This window comes from Pseudomonas sp. R5(2019), from assembly GCF_009905435.1.
Classification (GTDB): domain Bacteria; phylum Pseudomonadota; class Gammaproteobacteria; order Pseudomonadales; family Pseudomonadaceae; genus Aquipseudomonas.
The window spans coordinates 165,680-184,227 of sequence record NZ_JAAAMT010000001.1 but is presented as its reverse complement, the minus strand read 5'-3'; the positions used below and the strand labels follow the sequence as shown (position 1 = coordinate 184,227).

General features: G+C 61.8%; 12 protein-coding genes and 4 pseudogenes. 5 read left to right on the top strand and 11 right to left on the bottom strand.

Going from position 1 to position 18,548, the window contains the following annotated elements:
* Positions 1-2: 2 nt before the first annotated feature.
* Positions 3-833 (top strand): putative Fe-S cluster assembly protein SufT, encoded by an 831-nt coding sequence (gene sufT, locus GUY40_RS00845; protein ID WP_166567039.1) that lies wholly within the window; start codon positions 3-5, stop codon positions 831-833.
* 48 nt (positions 834-881) lie between these two features.
* The gene (locus tag GUY40_RS00840) at positions 882-2,879 is read left to right on the top strand and encodes a thioredoxin domain-containing protein (protein WP_166567038.1); all 1,998 of its coding nucleotides are present in this window, start codon (positions 882-884) and stop codon (positions 2,877-2,879) included.
* On the opposite strand, the pseudogene GUY40_RS28110 reads toward GUY40_RS00840, so the two are convergent.
* The 3 genes and pseudogenes from GUY40_RS28110 to GUY40_RS00830 form a co-directional block, all read right to left on the bottom strand.
* Positions 2,880-3,032, bottom strand: a pseudogene (locus GUY40_RS28110) (HupE/UreJ family protein); the annotation flags it as partial.
* Between the two features lie 428 nt (positions 3,033-3,460).
* Positions 3,461-3,667 (bottom strand): annotated as a pseudogene (locus GUY40_RS28105) (RtcB family protein); the annotation flags it as partial.
* Between the two features lie 158 nt (positions 3,668-3,825).
* The gene (locus GUY40_RS00830; protein ID WP_166567037.1) at positions 3,826-4,023 is read right to left on the bottom strand and encodes a hypothetical protein; all 198 of its coding nucleotides are present in this window, start codon (positions 4,021-4,023) and stop codon (positions 3,826-3,828) included.
* A 182-nt stretch (positions 4,024-4,205) separates the two neighbouring features.
* Here GUY40_RS00830 and GUY40_RS00825 point away from each other — a divergent pair, with 182 nt between their 5' ends.
* Both GUY40_RS00825 and GUY40_RS00820 read left to right on the top strand, forming a co-directional pair.
* On the top strand, positions 4,206-4,880 hold the full coding sequence (locus tag GUY40_RS00825; RefSeq protein WP_166567036.1) for a phosphoribosyltransferase: 675 nt from the start codon (positions 4,206-4,208) through the stop codon (positions 4,878-4,880).
* Positions 4,881-5,070: 190 nt separating this feature from the next.
* Positions 5,071-5,745, top strand: coding sequence for a dienelactone hydrolase family protein (locus GUY40_RS00820; RefSeq protein ID WP_166567035.1), 675 nt, complete (start codon positions 5,071-5,073; stop codon positions 5,743-5,745).
* On the opposite strand, the gene GUY40_RS00815 is transcribed toward GUY40_RS00820, so the two are convergent.
* Positions 5,733-6,305, bottom strand: coding sequence for a phosphoribosyltransferase (locus GUY40_RS00815; RefSeq protein ID WP_166567034.1), 573 nt, complete (start codon positions 6,303-6,305; stop codon positions 5,733-5,735). The two genes, GUY40_RS00820 and GUY40_RS00815, sit on opposite strands and share 13 nt — an antisense overlap.
* A gap of 109 nt (positions 6,306-6,414) precedes the next feature.
* Here GUY40_RS00815 and GUY40_RS28645 point away from each other — a divergent pair.
* A pseudogene (locus GUY40_RS28645) lies at positions 6,415-6,483 on the top strand (DUF4031 domain-containing protein); the annotation flags it as partial.
* Positions 6,484-6,579: 96 nt separating this feature from the next.
* On the opposite strand, the pseudogene GUY40_RS00805 reads toward GUY40_RS28645, so the two are convergent.
* The 7 genes and pseudogenes from GUY40_RS00805 to GUY40_RS00775 all read right to left on the bottom strand — a co-directional run.
* Positions 6,580-6,741, bottom strand: a pseudogene (locus GUY40_RS00805) (EamA family transporter); the annotation flags it as partial.
* Positions 6,742-6,943: 202 nt separating this feature from the next.
* The gene (locus tag GUY40_RS00800) at positions 6,944-7,420 is read right to left on the bottom strand and encodes a YbhB/YbcL family Raf kinase inhibitor-like protein (RefSeq protein ID WP_166567033.1); all 477 of its coding nucleotides are present in this window, start codon (positions 7,418-7,420) and stop codon (positions 6,944-6,946) included.
* Positions 7,421-8,585: 1,165 nt separating this feature from the next.
* Entirely contained in the window at positions 8,586-10,046 is a 1,461-nt protein-coding gene (locus GUY40_RS00795; RefSeq protein WP_166567032.1) for a DUF6519 domain-containing protein, read from the bottom strand.
* An 11-nt stretch (positions 10,047-10,057) separates the two neighbouring features.
* Complete coding sequence (locus GUY40_RS00790; protein WP_166567031.1) at positions 10,058-12,286, bottom strand: hypothetical protein; 2,229 nt, start codon at positions 12,284-12,286, stop codon at positions 10,058-10,060.
* A 12-nt stretch (positions 12,287-12,298) separates the two neighbouring features.
* Complete coding sequence (locus GUY40_RS00785; protein WP_166567030.1) at positions 12,299-15,349, bottom strand: putative baseplate assembly protein; 3,051 nt, start codon at positions 15,347-15,349, stop codon at positions 12,299-12,301.
* Between the two features lie 134 nt (positions 15,350-15,483).
* Positions 15,484-18,192, bottom strand: coding sequence for a putative baseplate assembly protein (locus GUY40_RS00780; RefSeq protein WP_166567029.1), 2,709 nt, complete (start codon positions 18,190-18,192; stop codon positions 15,484-15,486).
* Positions 18,189-18,548: a GPW/gp25 family protein gene (locus tag GUY40_RS00775; protein WP_166567028.1), complete on the bottom strand. Its 360-nt coding sequence runs from the start codon at positions 18,546-18,548 to the stop codon at positions 18,189-18,191. Before GUY40_RS00775 ends, GUY40_RS00780 begins: the two co-directional genes overlap by 4 nt.

Genomic DNA, 18,548 nt, shown 5'->3' with positions numbered 1-18,548 from the left:
CCATGGCAGCCGAGCGGCATATTCCCGGCATCCGCTTCAGCGACGCGGCGCGGCAGGTCCTGCGCGACGCCCTGGCGGACGGCCGCAGCGGCTTGCGGCGGCTGAGGATCGACGAGCGCTTCGAGCATGAGCTGCTCTTCGGGTCCGGCACGGAGAGGGATATCGCCGTCGAAACGGACGGCATCAGCCTGTGGCTCGACCCCGCGAGCGCGCACCGGGCCGATGGGCTGGCCATCGACTACGTGCAGGAACTGCGCGGCGCCGGTTTCACCTTCGACAACCCCAACCAGCCGGGCCACGCCCAGCGGATAGCGCTCAAGCGAGATTGCACGGCCACGCTGATTCCGCGCGGGGAGCCGCTACGGCTGGCACGGGGCGAGTGGGTCGTCGTGACCCAGTCGCTCGGCGGCAGCTTCACGATCAGGACCGCCAGCGGCCAGCTCGCGCGGATCGCAGCCGGCGAGGCCGACGCCCTGGGGCTGAGCATGCCCCAGGCGAGCGCCCAGCCGGCGTCCGGTACATTGAACGTCCAGCAGGTCCTCGACGTGCTGCGTACCGTCTACGATCCGGAGATCCCGGTCAACGTGGTCGATCTCGGGCTGATCTACCAATGCCAGCTCCAGCCGCTGGAAGGCGGCGGCCAGCGAGTAGCGATCAGGATGTCGATGACCGCGCCCGGCTGTGGCATGGGCGAGGTGCTGAAGGAGGAGGCGCGGGCCAAGGTCCAGGTGCTCCCCGGCGTCAGCCAGGTCGACATCGAACTGGTCTGGGAGCCGCCCTGGGACCAGAGCCGCATGTCCGAGGCGGCCCGCCTGCAGCTTGGTCTGTTGTGAGGGGCCCGAAGGAAGCAGTTCCAGAGAACCCATTGTGAGGAGCCAGTCATGAGCAACCGACTCGCCAATGAAACCTCGCCCTATCTGCGGCAACACGCAGAGAACCCCGTGGACTGGCATCCCTGGGGTGACGAAGCGTTCCGTCGCGCCCGCGACGAGGACAGGCCGATCCACCTGTCGGTGGGCTATGCCGCCTGCCACTGGTGTCATGTGATGGCCCACGAGTCGTTCGAGGACCCGGACCTCGCGCGCCTGCTGAACGAGCGCTTCATCAACATCAAGGTCGACCGCCAGGAGCGGCCCGACCTCGACGACATCTACCAGAAAGTCGTGCAGATGCTGGGGCAGGGCGGTGGCTGGCCGCTGACGGTGTTCCTCACCCCGCAGCGCGAGCCGTTCTTCGGCGGCACCTACTTCCCGCCGCAGCCGAGCCACGGCCGGCCCGGCTTCGCCCAGGTTCTGCTCGGGCTGAGCGAGGCCTGGCGGAACAACCGCACGGCGCTGCGGCAAAACGTTGAACAGATCCACCAGGGCTACCGCCTCATGGCAGACCTCCAGTTGCAGGGTGATACGCCGCCGGAGCAAGACCAGCCGGCCGCGGCGGCCCGGTTGATTGCCAAGAGCACCGACCGCATCCACGGTGGCCTGGGGCAGGCGCCGAAGTTCCCCAATCCCTCCTGCCATGACCTGGTCCTGCGGCTCCATCAGCGCCTGGGCGAGCCAGACCTGCTGAGCTCCCTCGAGCTGACCCTTGAGCGCATGGCGGCCGGTGGCCTCTACGACCACCTCGGCGGCGGCTTCGCCCGCTATTGCGTGGACGAGCGCTGGGCCGTGCCGCACTTCGAGAAGATGCTCTATGACAACGGCCAGTTGGTGAAGCTCTATGCCGACGCCTATCGTGCGACCGGCAATCCCTCCTGGCGGCGCGTGTTCGAGGAGACGATCGACTACATCCGGCGCGACATGACCCATCCCGAGGGCGGCTTCTACGCCAGCGAGGACGCCGACAGCGAGGGTAAGGAAGGCAAGTTCTACGTGTGGACTCCGGCGCAGGTGCAGGCCGTCCTCGGCGCTGCGGACGCTGCCTTGGCCTGCCGGGCCTACGGCGTGAGCGCGGCGGGCAACTTCGAGCGTGGCAGCACGGTGCTGCACCGCGCCACCGCGCTGGACGCGGGCGAGGAGGCGCAACTGGCGGGCCTGCGCGAGAAGCTGTTGGCTGCGCGGGCCCAGCGCATTCGTCCAGGGCGCGACGAAAACATCCTCACCAGTTGGAACGCGCTGATGATCCAGGGACTCTGCGCCGCCTACCAGGCCACGGGAAGCGCGGGCCACCTGGACACCGCGCGGCGCGCCGCCGAATTCCTCCAGGACCACCTTTCGACCCCCGAGGGTGGCCTGTACCGGGCCTGGCACGAGGGCACGGCCAAGGTCCCGGGCTTCCTCGAGGACTACGCCTTCCTCGCCAACGCGCTGCTCGACCTCTACGAGTGCGACTTCGACCCGCACCATCTCGCCCGGGCCACGCGGCTGGTCGAACTGATCCTCGAGAAGTTCTGGGATGATGGCCTCTACTTCACCCCCAGCGATGGTGAGCAGTTGGTGCACCGGCCGCGCGCGCCGCACGACAATGCCTGGCCTTCGGGTACCTCGACCAGCGTGTTTGCCTTCCTGCGGCTCTTCGAGCTGACCGGCCGCGAGCTCTACCGCGAGCATGCCGAGCAGGTATTCGCCATGTACCGCGCCGCGGCCGCGCAGAACCCCTTCGGCTTCGCCCATCTCCTGGCCGCGCAGGACTTCGCCCAATGCGGCCCGCTGAGCGTCGTCATTGCAGGCGGGCGCGAGGCCGCCAGCGCCTTGCTGGCGAGCCTGCATCGGCGCTACCTGCCGGCACGGGTGCTGGCCTTTGCCGAGGACGTTCCCCTGGGTGCGGGACGCCCGCCACTCGCCGGACAAGCCACCGCCTATGTGTGCCGCAACCGCACCTGCGCTGCCCCCGTGACCAGCGCTGCGGCGCTGGTCAAGCGTTGCCTGGGTGAAAGCGCGTAGCCGATGGAAAGCGCCCAGGATGTCGAGCGCCTGGTACACCGCCGAGAAGCGGCTGATCGCGTCGATCACATAAGTGCTGACGGAGATTGCGGTCAGTTCGCCCAGTAGCAAGGTGACCGAAAGGCCAGCCGTGGCCAGGGTGACATTACAGCCCCACATCCTCGTCGGTGTGAGCCTGGAGAGGATCTCCGGCGACACCACGATCTTTGATTTGAACTTGGGAAACCACGTCCTTAGGGCGTGGTTTTGAGTAACCGGCTCTGCCTGTTACGACTGTGGTAGTCAAGGTTGTGCGACGACGCTGCGCGCGAGGGCAAGCCAGGAGTTGCACGGAGCGTCCAGGAGCCCTGTGCCGGTGTTTTGCACAGCGGTTGCAGGATTCGCCCCCTTCCAGGGGGCAAAGGGCAAGTCCACGTTCTACGAACGTGGATTTTTATTTTTCAGGAACTCGTATGCCAACGCTGCAATGGGGAGGAAAGGACAAGATCAGGTATCACCACAGGGACGAATAGCCTCTTAACCAGCACCTCCAGCTCAACCATGAGGTTGGCCAGTTCGGCATGGCCATAAGCACCTGGAGCCATGTCGCCCCAGGCGCCACGGTCGCCAGGCATACCGTTGTTGGTGCGTCCGTGGGGTATGCGGCGCTCGATTTCGCTGCGCAGAGCCGCCAGATTGTCCGGCAGATCGGATGCTGTAAGGGGGGTGAGCTGGGCGGCCATACCGCAGCCGATGTCGACGCCGACTGCAGCAGGAATGATGGCGCCCTTCGTGGCAATCACGCTGCCGTAGCGTCTCACGGACCGGGTAATCTGCAACCCTACACCCGTGCACCACCCGGCAGTCAGCGCCCATATCCTCCACGTGCAGACCCACAAAGGCAGGGCCTAGGCAAACTTGGCGGTCATCTCGTTGATTACGATGTGGACGATGGTGCGTATAGCCTTCATCCTGCGAATGTGGCCGTAAGCTCCGGCCGATCCAGGGCGATCAGCTCGTTCTGTTGCTGAACTTCATCCATCAGCTTGTGGGCTTCCTGCCTCACGTCGAGTGCGAACTGCCTCATCAATTTCAGCGCCGTCGTGGGTTTGATCCCAAGCGTCTCGCCGGCGGCGAGGAGAATGTCGCTGTTCAGATGTGCCAAGCGGTCTTCGGTTCCGATCGGCCAAGCACCTTATATGGATAAGAGGACGGTGCCGCGCAGGATAAGACGAATCCATGGCGCTTTCGTGACAGTGCAGGGTCTTATTGCCGCCGAGAAACCGATAGGGAGCAAGGCAAACAGCGAAAATCAGGCGCATAGTTGGACACTGAGGAGCCGAAGACATGAAGTGGGATATTCCGTTTCGTGACCGGGTGGAGGCGGGCCAGACCCTGGCCGCGGCGTTGGCGGCGTGGCGCGAGCAAGCCGATGTGCTCGTGCTGGCCTTGCCACGGGGCGGCGTGCCGGTCGCCTATGAAATTGCCAGCGCACTGGCCCTGCGGCTGGATTTGATGCTGGTGCGCAAACTAGGCACGCCCGGTCATAAGGAGCTGGCGATGGGCGCCATTGCCAGCGGCGGCGTGCAGGTGTTGAACGATGATGTCATCCGTCACCTGCACATACCCCCAGCGGCCATCGACGCGGCCGTGCAAGAGGAAGTTCTGGAGCTGCAGCGCCGTGACCTGGCCTATCGGGGCGAACGTCCCGCGCCAGCCGTGGCCGGGCAACGGGTGATACTGGTCGATGACGGACTGGCGACCGGTGCCACCATGCGTGCGGCGATTGCGGCGGTACGCCAGCAGGCGCCGGCGCGCATCGTAGTCGCCGTACCGGTCGCGCCCGTGGAGACGCTGGCGATGCTGCGCCCTCTGGTCGATCAACTGATCTGTCCGCTCGCCCCAGAGCCCTTCTTTTCCATTGGCCAGTGGTACCTCGATTTCGGCCAGACCACGGATGAGGAGGTGAAGACCTTGCTGAGCCAGGCTTGGCGGAGGGAACTGCGTGACGCTGCGCAATAGCCCTGCGCGCAGTCGCTGGAATGCCGGGTGACAGGCCGTAGTGCGTGATCGTGGAGGGCTGTTCTGTCTGCAAAGCAAAGACCTGAGTCTTGGCTAGTCGTGAGCCGAGTCAGGGTCTGTAGTGGACTCGCTGCGTTCCGAACAAGTCAGGATGACTTGCGAGGAGCCCGCTTAATTGGAGCCTATCGACATGAACCAAGAACAGTGGCTGCAACACCGGAGTCTGAGCTTGCCCCTGGCGGATGCCGAGTTGGACGCCGATCTGACTCTGCCTGCCGACGCCAGCGCAATCGTGCTATTCGCCCATGGCAGCGGGAGCAGCAGGTTCAGCCCGCGCAATCGAATGGTGGCAGATTACCTCAATCACCTTGGGCTTGCCACGCTGCTCCTCGATTTGTTGACCGAGGACGAGCATCGCATCGATATGCTCAGCCGTGAGTTTCGGTTCGATATCGCGCTGTTGACGCGGCGGCTGCTAGCCGTGATCGACCACCTGCGCCACGACGAGGAGTTACGCCAGCTGCCAATCGGACTGTTCGGCGCCAGTACCGGCGCCGCCGCGGCCCTGAAGGCGGCTGCGGAGCGGCCGAGCGCTGTCGCGGCGGTGGTTTCACGCGGTGGCCGCACCGATCTGGCCGGGCCGGCACTGCAACAGGTCAAGGCACCGACCCTGCTGATCGTTGGCGAGTGGGATGACACCGTGCTCGCGCTGAACCGCGAGTCCGCCCGGCAACTGCAAGGCCCGCAGCGCTTGGAGGTAGTGCCGGGCGCTAGCCATCTGTTCGAAGAACCGGGCAAGCTCGAGGTGGTGGCCGAACTGGCCGGCAGTTGGTTGCTGAACCACCTGCAACCTCAGCCCGAATGAGGGGCGAGCCGCAGCACATCGATACGAAACTCCGTCTCGTAGGGGGGCACGTTGCATTCGATGATATCGCTAGGTGCCACCTGCAGGCGCAGCCCGGTGATGTCGGCCTGTATCGGCTGTTTGCACACGCAACGATCGACTAAGACCGCAGTGCGGATCTCGTTGGCGCCCAGTTGCGCCAAGTAGCTGCTCGCGCGCAACAGAGAATGGCCCTCATACAGGACGTCGTCGACCAGCAGCAGGCGGGTTCGGGGCAGATCCAGTGTCGCCAATACCGGGTTTTCGGTCAGCGCGGTTTGGGCATACAACAGCGTCAGATCATCGGCGTAGCGCTTCAATTTGAGCGGGTAGAGCGGCAACTCGGGCAACCCGAACTGTTGCACCAGGCGCTGCTGCAGCATGCGCGCCAGTGGCTCGCCGCGCCTTAGGATGCCGATCAGTACCGTTTGCCGCTGAGGGGAGAGTAGGGCGACTGTCTGCCTGGCCATCGCCTCCATGATGTTGTCGAGCTGCTCTGGCGTATAGAGACAGAAACGCTGCCCGCCGGGTTTCGGATCCATAGTGGCCCCCCTGGGGGATAGTCTGGTCTGTATAACGTTAGCTCAGCTCGGCGGGCTGCAGGTGACGTGCGGGAAGACAACCCTGTGCTGGTCGAATTTTCGGCAACCGATGCCGGTCTATGTCGATGATATGCAGTGGCCGTACAGAGGCATGAAGATGTGCCACATGATCGCAACAACGGATGGCGAACTGCACGAGATGGCCGCCAGGCTCGGTATGCGGCGCAGTTGGCACCGATTCCCTGCGTCTGGGTCGGGTATCTCGCGGCGTATTGCCGGTGCAGACCTGGATCAGCGCGATCAGGTGCGGCGGCATGCCACCCAGCCATTTGATGATGAGCGCCGCCACTGCATAGAGCAGCGCCGCGCCCAGGGCCAGGGCAATGCCCGCCAGGTAGTCGCCGCCGCTCTCGCCCTGCCCGCCGTGGCGATCCACCGCCAACTGACGGCGATGGGCTTCGCCGTACAGTCCGAGCAGATCTTCGCCGCGCCCCAGGCCGTGCTCCGCCATGTTCGGGCCGAGGGTCTGCGGCCGTACTGCCTGATCCATCCGGGGCTGGAGGAGGAGTGACCGGCAAGACCGCCCCTTGCTCGGCAGCGATTCGGCTCCAGACTCGCCCGCCACGCTGAATAGGCTCCTAGCGATGCCGCTGATAGCGGCCTATCAGCTCCGTCTGGGCCAGGATGTGCCCCGACATCGTCTGCTCCAGCATCTTCTTGGTCGGGTGTCGCAGGTCGGCAAGCACCGTATCCAGGGCATAGAGTTTGTGGAAATAACGGTGATTGCCAATCGGCGGACAGGGCCCGCCGTAACCGGTTCGTTGCCAGTCATTGAGTCCCTGCAGGGTACCCGGCGGCAGGTTCTTGTCCGTCACCCCCTCGGGCAGGATGCCGGCAGTGGGTGGCAGGTTGTACAGCAGCCAATTGACCCAGGTCATCTTCGGCGCGGCGGGGTCGGGTGCGTCCGGGTCGTCGACAATCAGGGCCAGGCTCCTGGTGTCGGCCGGCGGCTCCGTCCAGCTCAGGGGGGGAGAAAGATCCCGACCATCGCAACTGTGTATCGCGGGGATCGATTCGTTGGGCGCGAATGCCGCAGAGCTTAGTCTGAAGGTCATGGCCGTATCTCCTCGGTTGCCAGGTGGATTCAGCAGAAGACCGCAACAGCGACGGCCGGCATTGCAGGCTGGCCGTAATCGGGGACTCCCTGAAAAGCATAGTGGTTCGACCCCGAAGCCTCAGGAAAACCGCCGCGTGGTCCGTGGCCGATAGGCCGGCCGGTTGGGAATCCGGCGGGTCGCTGGCTGTAGTTTGGGCCGCTGCCTAGACCGGCCAGCGCCGATGCCGACGCCGAACTGGCCGCCATCGAAGCCGGCGGCGACTTCTTTGGGTTTGGCTTTCCACTGGGCGCCCATGGCGGCTCTCTCGCTGTTTGCGGATGGGGAATGGGTGCACGGGCCCATTGACGCTGCGCGTGACCTTGGTCTGCTTCTTCTTCGCCTCGCGGTACTGCTCGCTGCGAGTCAGGTAGCGAAGGACGGGTACGACGGTCTTGCTGACCTCGAGCATTTCATCGGGCGTCAGGGTCGTCCGGCCTGCGTACTTGGCAGTCAGCGCTTTGCGATTTGCTGCGGGTCGCTGAGGAAAGGCTGTCAATATACGCGCAGAAATGGACGTAGCTCTCTACGGCCTTCACGGCATCAGGAAATGTGGCTAGAAAGCTCCATATCAGGGCGGTTTGGGCCTGAGGACATGCGACGCTAGGAGTGCGGGACGCGACTTCACCATCCTCAGTCAGTAGTGATCGGGGCTCCAGCCCAGCTTTTTTCATAGAGCTGCTCGTTACTCAACAAGACGTCTCAATTTACCTAAATGGAGGCTCGAAGCAACCGTGGGAGTGAAGCAAGGGCGCCAATCAGCGGTGGTTCGGCGGAACCTGCAAACACAATTTAACTAATGGGCCATGTCAGATGTTCACAGTGATGGCAAATAATTGATAAATCAAATATTTCCCCTCTTTGCGGATGCTCTAAGTTCGCCAAAAACAGTTCATAAACAAAGCCTCCAATATCTTCTGAGCTATCTCCAATTTGAGTTAGGGACAGCTCCCTTCTCCCTGCTCGTCGCCCATGGACTGCATTACTAACGCTAACTTGCGGACAGCCACGTCCCGAATCGTTGGATCGCCAAATCCGCTCAAAGGTACCGGCGCTTTCGTGTTCCTGGCCAGTTGCAGGTATGAGAATGATTTCTGCCATACCTGAAAATCTCCATGACGCCTGTTCAGACGTCCCGTGCGGGATAATGCTGAAGTCGGCTTGGCTTTTTTTTCTGTACAGTCTTCTCTGCCTTCTCCGTCCAACCCTTATTATTTGAGCTCCGCTCAATGATGGCCACGACGGCGCGGTGATGATGGACGCCATGTGGCTCACAAGCGACAGGTTGGCCGCCTTTCATGGGCCATTCGATCCCATCGGTAACCCTGGCGGTGATTAACCAGTAATGGCCGGTGCAATACAGTCCACCTTTCTCAAAATGAATGCCGATGCCTCGCTCAAGTTCAATCCGCTCGCCTTCAATGACGGGGATTGCACCGTCGGACAATGGATTGTCCGGATGTTCGCAGTGGTCCCAGCGGCGAAGAATGGGTTGGCGCTCCAGGTTAATCTCTGGAGAACCCTTAAGGTATTCAAGCGTCACCAGGCGACGCTGGCGGTCGATTTTTTTGATTTGCTGGAGCGGCCACGCCCATTGCTGAAGCTCGGCATCGGTATCGCTCAACTCGACCCAATCACCCTCGCATAGCCCGGTACGTCGATCATGGCCAAGGCTTTCCAGGTGAACACACACACTTTTGTTTTTCAGATCGAAAGTGACATCCAGCACCTTGAACGCCACCGACCCGGATTCGCGGGACCACTTGAAGGTGGCCCCTTCGTCCTGTGGCAATCCTGGACGGTGGATTTCAACGCGGTAGAGCTGATTTTCACGACCACGGTAGCGAGCGTCCGGCGCAATGGCGCAAGGGTCGGGTTGATCGGCGCCCCGCCTGGTTTCGGCACTCAGGCGAGGAGGGGCCATCGCGAACAGTTCTAAAAGAAGATTGACCTGATCGAAGTCCAGGTTCTTAGAGTGCGCGGCGTCGAGGATTGTTTTGCTATCGGCGATTTTCGTGGCGACGAGTTGATCGCCGCTTTCTCCAGTGCGGTTGTTCAATGCCTTCAATACATTCTCAAGCTGTTCGACGATGAGGCCTACAGTGAGCGGCCGCACCTGCCAGGCGATTTGCAGGCGTGTGGCGGTATCCGGACCGCCTAGCGCGGTGTCGCGCAAGCGCGGGTAGTTCAGCCAGGTAACATGGCGTTCCCAGCAATCGAGATAGAAGAAGATCTGCGTGTTGTTCGACGCTTCCTTGAATGTTTCCAGCATGGCCGGGGTTTCGGGCGTCGGTGCGAAAGGTTGATGGCCAAAGGTGCAGTCATCCGGGTTCTCACACTGGATTCCATCAACGTAATAACGCCCCTGTGTGATGTTCACCGTGCCATTTGTCAAATTCAGCACAAAGCCGCCGTGTGGACGCCAACGACTGCCGTAGATGTCTACGATCAAGGTGCGCAGAAAATGCTGGTAAATGGCACTCTGCTCATTGAAGTCAGCTGCAAGCAAGAGACGTCCTTGCTGTAACAACACGTTCGCGAAGCAGTCTGTCGGATCGAATGTCACACGATCGTAATCTCCACGCATGGCTGTCTCCTTTATGAAGCAAAAATAACCGCTGCATCGCAGCTTGCCGGCACGAACTCCGCCAGCCGATCACTAAGCATTGCCAGCCGCTGCGGTTCGAACAGGTCGTGGTACACGCCCATCTCGGATTCGTCGTGAGCACCACACCTGATCAGCGGTGACGTGCACTCGGTCAGACGCAGGTAGGTCGGCGTGCCAAAGCGCTGGCTTTCGAAGTGAGGGATGACCCGTTGCCTGCCATCGGATGCCTGCAAAGTGTCGTCCGGTTGGCAGGCAACGCGTCGAGGTGTGCGCGATTGGGGTGGTACGTAGCAAAAACGCAGGCAGCCCGTTTGACGGCGCACAACGGTCACGCGTGAACTGAAAATGCTGTCCTGAGCGTACTGCAGGGCATGCACGCAAACAGTGCCGACCAAGGTACAACGCAACACCTTCAACTGTGCATAGCCGATCTCACCGGCTGCGCCCCCGATTGCCACGCGCTGATTGCCGGTGGCATCGACGATGCTGTCGCAGAGGTTAATGGGGGTTGGTTCACGCAAGTCTGTGTCATTGAGAATCTGAATCGCACCGACGATGCTCGATTCAATTCGCACACAGGCACGGGTGTTATCCACGACAATGCTGGGCCGCGAAGGTGCACAGGGTTCGCAGTTGGGGTGGAGCGAGCCGCCTGGCACCAATGTGCTGTGGCGTATCCACAGTTCACACAGCTCGCCTGGCGCCTGGGCCTGATGCTCTGCCGGGTCGATATTGCTGACTTCCAAGGCGCGGCCGGCAATCAGCAGCCCGTCAAGGATGATGCGGCTGCCGTGACCGCCGCGCAGGGAGATGACATCGGCGGCGTCGGTGGTTTCATCAGGCAGCCAGATCACTGGGCGTACGCCAGGGCCTGCCACGATGGCAACCGTCTCCCCGGGCCAAAGTTCTAGCGTGAAACGACCGTGGTACACGGCATTTTCCATCAGTTCGATGACCAGTGAAGGCGGTGTCGTGGGGGGCTTTGCCGCTGCGGCCTGGTTTTGCTCGCGTTGTTCCCGCCACTGTTTGAAGGCTTGTGCAATGCTGGTCATGCGCACGTGGGTGGGGTCGGTGGATTTGCTTGCCCAGACCTGCAAGCGTTCAACCGTTGGCGGCAGCGGCAAAGGCTTGCGTGCATAGCGACCACCGCCGATATCCATCGCGAACCCGTAGCGATACCACACCTTGACCAACTGACTGGGTGCTTGCGACTTGGCGAAGGCGATGCGGCCAAGGACCGGGTCTACGGCGACATGGTCCTTGGGCACCTTGTACTTCCAGTCAGTAAGGTCGGCGGGTATGACCCGCTCCGGGGTGATCTGCAGGGTATTGGCGGGACTGGGCCAGTCCATGGTTTCGATATACAGCGAAGCGTCTTTGCCGTAGAGCGCCGGGTCGGCCTGTGCTCGCCCTGCGTCACCGGGAGCGCCGGCCTCCAGCGTCCAACGGTAAAGGGGTACTGGCAGATTTTCCGCACCGGCAATACCGCTGCGTTCCAGTTCGGGGACGGGATGTTGGAACAACGGTGCGTCGTTACCCAGCGCGGAGAACGTAAAGCAATGTTTGCCGACTTCTTCGTGTCGGTAAGCCGCGGTCGCGACGACTTCATAAGGCCTTGTGCGCCACACAAGCAGGCCGACGTTCGCAATGCCAGACACACCGCGTGACTCGGCGTTGCTGATGCGTCGTACATCGCCCGTATGACAACAGTCGTCGAAGGCTCCGTCGAGTTCCGCCAGAAGGCGTGCCGAATGCAGGTCGGCCGTGGCCTGGCGGTTGAGGTTCAGGTGGTCCAGATGCGCAGTGGTCACCAGTCGCCGCTGGTACTCCACCGCGCGCGCTGGCCAGTGCGCCACATCACGGGCGATTTCCTCAAGTATCCAGAGTGTCCCCTTGCGTCGGTGCTGGGCGATGGCGTTGGCCGTTGCCGCGCGGGCCGAGAGGACGCGACGCAGACGCAGTGAGCGCTCTGCGCCTGATGTGCCCAGGGAAAGGTTGGACGGCGCCAGGCCCAGCAAATCGCCGATGTAAGGGATCAGCCATTCGTCGCAGGTCTCGATGAACCAGCCGTCATACATGCGCTCGAGGTCTTTTTCCAGTGCCGCGGCTTGCTCGCCAACGATGCCAAGCAGTTGCTGCAATGCCTTGCCGGACTTCTGATCCTGCAGGCGGATGTACGCAGGGAGAAGGCAGTAAAGTGCATCGGGTTCGGTAAACATAAGTTCTCGACCTCAGCCTGGGTTCAGTACAAGTAGGTCACGCACTTGAGGGATGAGATAGGCCAGTTGGGCCGGCAGAAATCGCGGTTGTACCAGCGCTGCATCTTGACTTGAGTGGTTCGACGCCCAGTCCGGGTTGGCCCGGCCGCGCAGTGCAGCGACCCGTACCTTTTCACGAGGTCGATTCAACGCCTGCCTGAGCGTTTCAGTGCCGCGTACCTCGACCTCGGTCACGCCAGCAAATGCATCGACATCGACCCAGGCAACGCCGAGCGTGCCTTGCATCACGGCAATGACCTCCGACAAATACGCAGGCTGGCCCAAATGCCGCCGCTCGAAACTGAAGTGATCAAGAACGCGCAGGCGCAGTACAGGCTCAACCAGGCTCCAGTCCGCGTCGGGATCGATGCCGACCTTTGCCTGAATCAGCAGGGCCTTCAACTCCCGCACCGCGATCTCCACGGGATAGGCGGGATCGCCATAGCGTGTGTAGGCCGCACTCAGATTGGCAAGCAGTTCGCCGTCCGGATCCAGTGCAATGTCATCAACGCCGGCTACCGTCACATGCACCACTTGCTGCGCGCCATCGCTCAGGCGAATGGCATCTGCGTGGCCGATCCCGGCAAACAGGCGGGCAAAGTCCGCATAGTCCTGGACCGACACCAGGCGCGACATTGGCGGCAGCGCGCGCACGGCAAGCGGTACGTTGCGGCGGATACGCTCTGGGCTGTCGCGGTCGGCGCCCCCGCTCGCACGCAGGGGATTGATGACGCCATTGACCCCCAGTGGGCGAGTACCGAGCAGGCTGATTTGCTCGGCGTGAGCGTTACCAGGCGCGCCGATCCCCACGCGATAGCTGACCTGCACATTTTGCGGGCCACTAGGTAACCGCACGCCGTGCACGCCGTCTCCAAACGTCAGGGTAGCGGCCCCTGACTCATTGGTGTCCAGCTGATAGCCGCGCGTCCCCGCGTCAGCGTCAAGCAGTGAAGACAGGTTGTGGTAACGCATGCCATTGACCCGCACAACTTCCGAGCCCTCGGCGCCAGCGGGAGTAATCGCGGTGGTAAAGGTGAGGGGCGAGCGGCTGAACATGAACCGCTGCCCCGCGCGGCGGGCATCGCCGGAACCCAGAACTTCTGTCACGGTTTCACCGTGTGAAGCCTTGACCACATTCCCATAAAGGATCGCCGACGAGCGCTTGTAGGAGTAGGCCAGCGGGTTCACCAGCGTGAGCAATGTGTGCAGGGTATCGCCAGGCGCCTTTTTATGTGCCTTGTGCTCAACCGAGCCAATCATCGCCAGTTCACCGCCGTGTACGCCGGGTACCGGCCTGCCTTCGGCGTCCCGTATGTCGGTTCTTTCGCCGGTGACGATCAGCCATTGACCTGATTGCAGTCCCTCGATGCGGGTCTGCAGTTCGATCTGATCGCCGTGTTTGCCGTCAGGTATGTCGTCGTCAATAGGGGAATCGGCAAGGTGCACCTCTTCGCTTTGTACGTAGTAGAGGGTGTTGCGCAGGATACGCAGATAAATCTCGTTTTTTGGTAACTGTTCAATCTCACCTTCATTCAGGATCGACACCGGTTTGCTTTTAAGATCGCAGAGTTCGAGGCGGGTCGATTTTGCGCAAACACCATAGTCCTCCCGTTCGATGGCCAGGGCAGAGCCCACTCGGGCCAACCGTAGCATGTGAAAGTACTTTTCTTTCCGATCTTCCTTTTCGAGAACCACAGAACAGAGACGCTGGTACGCCACAAACGAGTCTGGCTGCACGGCGTCGTACACGGCATCGAGAAACGAAAATTGCGCATCAATTTGTTTGAGCGGCCAATCTGTCGAATAGTCGATTTTGCCATCGCTGTTGATAAAAGGCGGCGCCAGCGCACCGAACGCGCCGGCAGTGGCGCGAAGCAGGTGCACCGTGGGCGAGGACTCTCGTAATACCGGCGTCACGGGCAGGCTGTCCAGGACGGCAGGCAGGGTAGAAGCCAATCCGGGCGTTAACGCGGTGAGCAGACTCAGGCGATCCCCGCCGTCGTCGGCCAGTCCGCTTCCCGCGTTGCGTGGTAGTTGCAGGCGTGACGTGAGTTGCCTTGAAGGCTGCTGGCTGCTTGCGTTGAGCACGCTATCGAGGGTTGAAGGCTTCGCCTGGTTCAACGTCAGGTCTGATACGGGCGAGAACTTCGCGAAAATCTCGACCATCCTGCCTGCCCGTTTCTTGACCTCTATTCCCTCATTGACCTGCTCAATCTTTTGGGCCGCCACTTTCCCGTCGCAGGCGCTACAGCCGAGAAAGTACGACGAGACTATTTCGAGTAAATCGACATGTCCGTTTTTGTCCTCAGCGGGCATTGCCTTGAGAATCTCGTCTCGAAGAGCCAGCAATTCATCAACTCGCTCACTGTCCAGACCGGTACGCGCCTTGAGTTTGAGTTCCACATACCCGGCCTGAAGATCCGTTCTGCACGCCGCCACCTCCCGCATGACCTGAAATCCGGGCTGACAGTCAAACACATACAGAACCCGCTCACCCGGGCGAACGGTGAGAGCGGTATCGGCCAGGCGCAGAGTCGGGTTGAGCAACGCGTCTTTCAGCGTAATAGCGGCGGGGCAGGTAAGCCGGGGTGACATTTGACTCCAGTCGGCATGCGCGGCGAACGCTTCACTGGTCTCGAACGTCTGCATCTGCTCCCCTGGGGCGGGCACGGTCTGCGATTTGGCGCCGATGGGAATTTCGACGGGGGCCGCCGTTTTGTCGAGCAGATAGGCCAGGTAAGCCGTCGCCGCCACACCGGGCCGCGGCTTGTATCCCACCAGGGCGGCCAATTCACGCAACGTGCGCTCATCGGATGTCGTGCGCAGGTAACTCTCATTGGTCAGGCGTTCGCGATAGAAGGTCAGTACATCGGCCTGCATCGCCCATGCATCCAGTAAAGCGATGGTCGGATCACTGGCCTCTCGGGTCCCGAGGTTGCGCAATGCCTCGCGGCGCGCCAGTCGATGAAGCGCATTCGCTTGGAAAGTACCGTAGTCGCCGATGCGAACGCTCAGAGCGTTCAAGCCCGAGCGATTATCCGGCGCCGTCAGCTCGTCATTCGGGCATGCACAGCTGCAGTCGTCGCAACCACAATTACCGCAACCGCATTCCCCGCAGCAGGTGCTGCCGGGTTGATTGCTATGGATTCCGTTTGTGCTCATCGCGCCCCCTTCAACAACCTCAAGCGGCCACGCTCGGGTAGGTTTGGATCGTTATCCAACTGGGCGACCTCGTCGGGTGCGATGGCGATGAGGTTGTCTTCAAGCGAACGCAAGGCATCCGCCTGACTGGCGTACAGGCGCGCGAATGTCACCAGTTCTACATGCGCCACGCCTTCGAGCGCTTGCACCGCCGCAATGATGCGCGACGCAGACACATCCACGCCGAGCCCCAGTTCGTCCGGGTGAAACATGCCACGCGAGCCGTCGACTCGCGTACGGTTGGATAGCACCGTAAGTACTGAATGTTCCACTTCGCTGCGCAAGTAATGCGGTTCAACGCAAATCGACAAGGCGATATCCAGCGGGACCTGGCGGGTCGACACCAGGCGCAGGTCGTGACCAATACGACGTACCCGCTGCAGGCGTGCGAAAACGGCAGGGGTAAGGTCTTCGGACGCATACCGTGCAAGCGTATCGAGTGACACACAGGCCTCGTACCAACTGCCCGTCCATGAAAGTTGCGCAAAGGCGCCCTGGACACGTGCATCGTCCTGAGCGATACGAGCATAGTCCTCGGCGGCCACCGCACGTTCCAGAATACGGCCATAGGCATTTGGCGCATGGAGCTTTACCTGCTCGACCGTTTCGGGTGCAGTGCCTCCGGTTGCCGGTAACGGATTGCGGGGCATGAACCGGACACCCGATAACAGGCCATTTTTGCTTGCGATGCGCACGATAGCGTCATGCCCAACGTTACCGGACGGCCCGTTGCCAGCACGGCTGCGAACCCGAAAACGCCAGCCTGGCGCAGGCGCTTGACCATTGAGACCGTCACCAAAACGAAGGTGCGCCAAGCCTTCGTCGTCAAACTCCACAGCGAAATCCCGATCTTCAGGGCCGCTTGCCAGCAGATCACGTACCGGATGCCAGGCTGGGTCGTTGGTCCATTGAGGGTCTACTGCGGGTTCACCCTCCCTGGGTGTTGGCTCGGCCAGCAAACACACCGCGGGAACGGCATCGCGTGCATTGCGCTGATTCACTGCACTGGCGCAGGTAATGACTTCGCGAAGCGGTTCGGCGTGGGTGAGGGGCGTGTGATCCAGGGTGATTTCAAGGCGTTTTGGCTGCCGGTGCAGCTCGATGTTGGCGCCGTCACACAGGCAGCAGAGGTCCTCATCTTCAACGCCAACCTCCCAGACTTTCTCCTCGTGCTTATCAAGTGTTTGACCATGATCAACCAGCAGCACATTGCCACGAGCCACAGCCGCCGGAACGTCCTCGCACCACTGCCGCGCAACGGGGTTGTCGGCAAGGCCAGCATCGACCTGGCCACCGTTATCCGGCGTCGTGCGCACCGTCAATCGCAAGTCAAAGGGCAGGGCGTCCCCCGGATGCCATTCAATTTCCCAGATACGGACATGGGTCAACGGATCAACCGTGGGCAGTGCGCTGGTCAGACACACCACATGCCGTCGGTTCGGATCGGCGTCGGCAGTGGCGGCCGTGGCGCAGCCGCGAGTTTCTTCGAAGATCAGCACATCCCCTGGCTTGAGGCGCAGATGGTAGGGAGGACCTTCGTCATCGCCCTCGAAGAACGGTAGATAACCATCGCCGATGTCGTCGTTCGACTCGACATTGCGCCCTATTGACGGTGGCTCATCGCACAACGTTGCCCGTGTACTGCCCGCCGGCAGGCAGCACGCACTGCGCTGCCAGGTGTAGAAATGCATTTCACTGTGCGCCGCGATGACCTCGAAGGTATCGCTGGCGCCTATTTGAATCGGCTCGAAGATGACGGCTTGAGGATGTTTCTTGAGCGCCTGCCAGTCCATTGGCCCGCTGCCTGGCTGTGTCCAATCGCCCTCGAAGGCCGCGAACGCCAGGTCCGAAAGCTTCAAGCTCTGATCGGTGTCTGTGCCGATCGTTAGCCAAGCGCGGGCGTTGCAGCCTTCGTGCATCCAGTAGTCCACCAGCCGGGCGTGGCGTCGCACCGAAATCCTGCGCCTGGCAGTCTGCAGGAATGCTTCGGTCGCCACGGCGTCGAGCTGGTAGCTCAATTGGTCTGCCACATACGCGAGCAATTCGACCAGCGTCAGCCCAAGGTCCGGCGCATGTCGCTCCGCCCACTGCGGTAAGGTCTGCGCCAGCCTGTCGAGTAACAGCCGGCGAAAACTCTCGAAGTCTCGTGCCAGGTAATCAATCGTTGGCGGCGGTAGCCTGCTGGTTGCCGGGCAGGGCAGCGGCTTGCAGTCCGAGGTATCCGGGCAATCGATGTGAAACAGGAACGAGGCGCAGGCATAGCGCGGGTCGATACCTTGGGGCACAGCCCGGCGAATGGGGGGTTGCTCGTTGTAGGAGCATTGCACCACGCTGGCGGAAGGTCGGATCAGGCAAACGCAGTAATGTGAGAAGTCACCGGTTTTGTCGACAGCGATCAACAGGCAGGGATCGCCATCGTCATGTTCGTGGAACCTGACGCTGACGACTGCCACATCACGGACCCGCACGCCACCCTCGATCACCACGTTGGCGGCGCTCAGTTGCCTGGGCATGGCCCCGAAAAAATGCACGCACAGGGTCACCCCGTCGGGATAGACCTCGACGTAATCGATGCCGGCGAGGGTATCGCTTGCGCGCACCTGCAGGCGTCGCGTATCGGTGCCACAGATTTGCTGCGTGTCGGATGAGCAGATCGGGGGCGTCATGATGGGCTCCTGGGGAACGACTGGGCGTGTTCCGTACCCGTGGACAGCAGGGTGTAGACGAGCGACACCCGCAGCTGTGCATCCAACGACTCGATGCGCAATTCTCGTACATCAATGACATCACCCAGGTACTGCGAAATCGCCGCCTGCACGGTCAACTGCAATGCCGCTGCCAGTTCCGGGCTGTTAGGGCAGTGGACGAAATGCAGCAGCCCCGTTCCAAAGTCAGGGCGCATGACACGTTCGCCGGGGTGGGTGAACAGCAGCAGTTCGATCATGTCCCGTACATGGTCGCAATCGTCCGTGGTGGCGGTCCGGCCGTTGGTGGCGATGCGGTAGGGGAATTCAATGTTCAT

Bases quoted from the DNA above. Each gene is read 5' to 3' on its own strand.
- sufT (WP_166567039.1), top strand. From the start codon at position 3: ATGGCAGCCGAGCGGCATATTCCCGGCATCCGCTTCAGCGACGCGGCG.
- GUY40_RS00840 (WP_166567038.1), top strand. From the start codon at position 882: ATGAGCAACCGACTCGCCAATGAAACCTCGCCCTATCTGCGGCAACAC.
- GUY40_RS00825 (WP_166567036.1), top strand. From the start codon at position 4,206: ATGAAGTGGGATATTCCGTTTCGTGACCGGGTGGAGGCGGGCCAGACC.
- GUY40_RS00820 (WP_166567035.1), top strand. From the start codon at position 5,071: ATGAACCAAGAACAGTGGCTGCAACACCGGAGTCTGAGCTTGCCCCTG.
- GUY40_RS00815 (WP_166567034.1), bottom strand. From the start codon at position 6,305: ATGGATCCGAAACCCGGCGGGCAGCGTTTCTGTCTCTATACGCCAGAG.
- GUY40_RS00800 (WP_166567033.1), bottom strand. From the start codon at position 7,420: ATGACCTTCAGACTAAGCTCTGCGGCATTCGCGCCCAACGAATCGATC.
- GUY40_RS00795 (WP_166567032.1), bottom strand. From the start codon at position 10,046: ATGCGTGGAGATTACGATCGTGTGACATTCGATCCGACAGACTGCTTC.
- GUY40_RS00790 (WP_166567031.1), bottom strand. From the start codon at position 12,286: ATGTTTACCGAACCCGATGCACTTTACTGCCTTCTCCCTGCGTACATC.
- GUY40_RS00780 (WP_166567029.1), bottom strand. From the start codon at position 18,192: ATGACGCCCCCGATCTGCTCATCCGACACGCAGCAAATCTGTGGCACC.
- GUY40_RS00775 (WP_166567028.1), bottom strand. From the start codon at position 18,548: ATGAACATTGAATTCCCCTACCGCATCGCCACCAACGGCCGGACCGCC.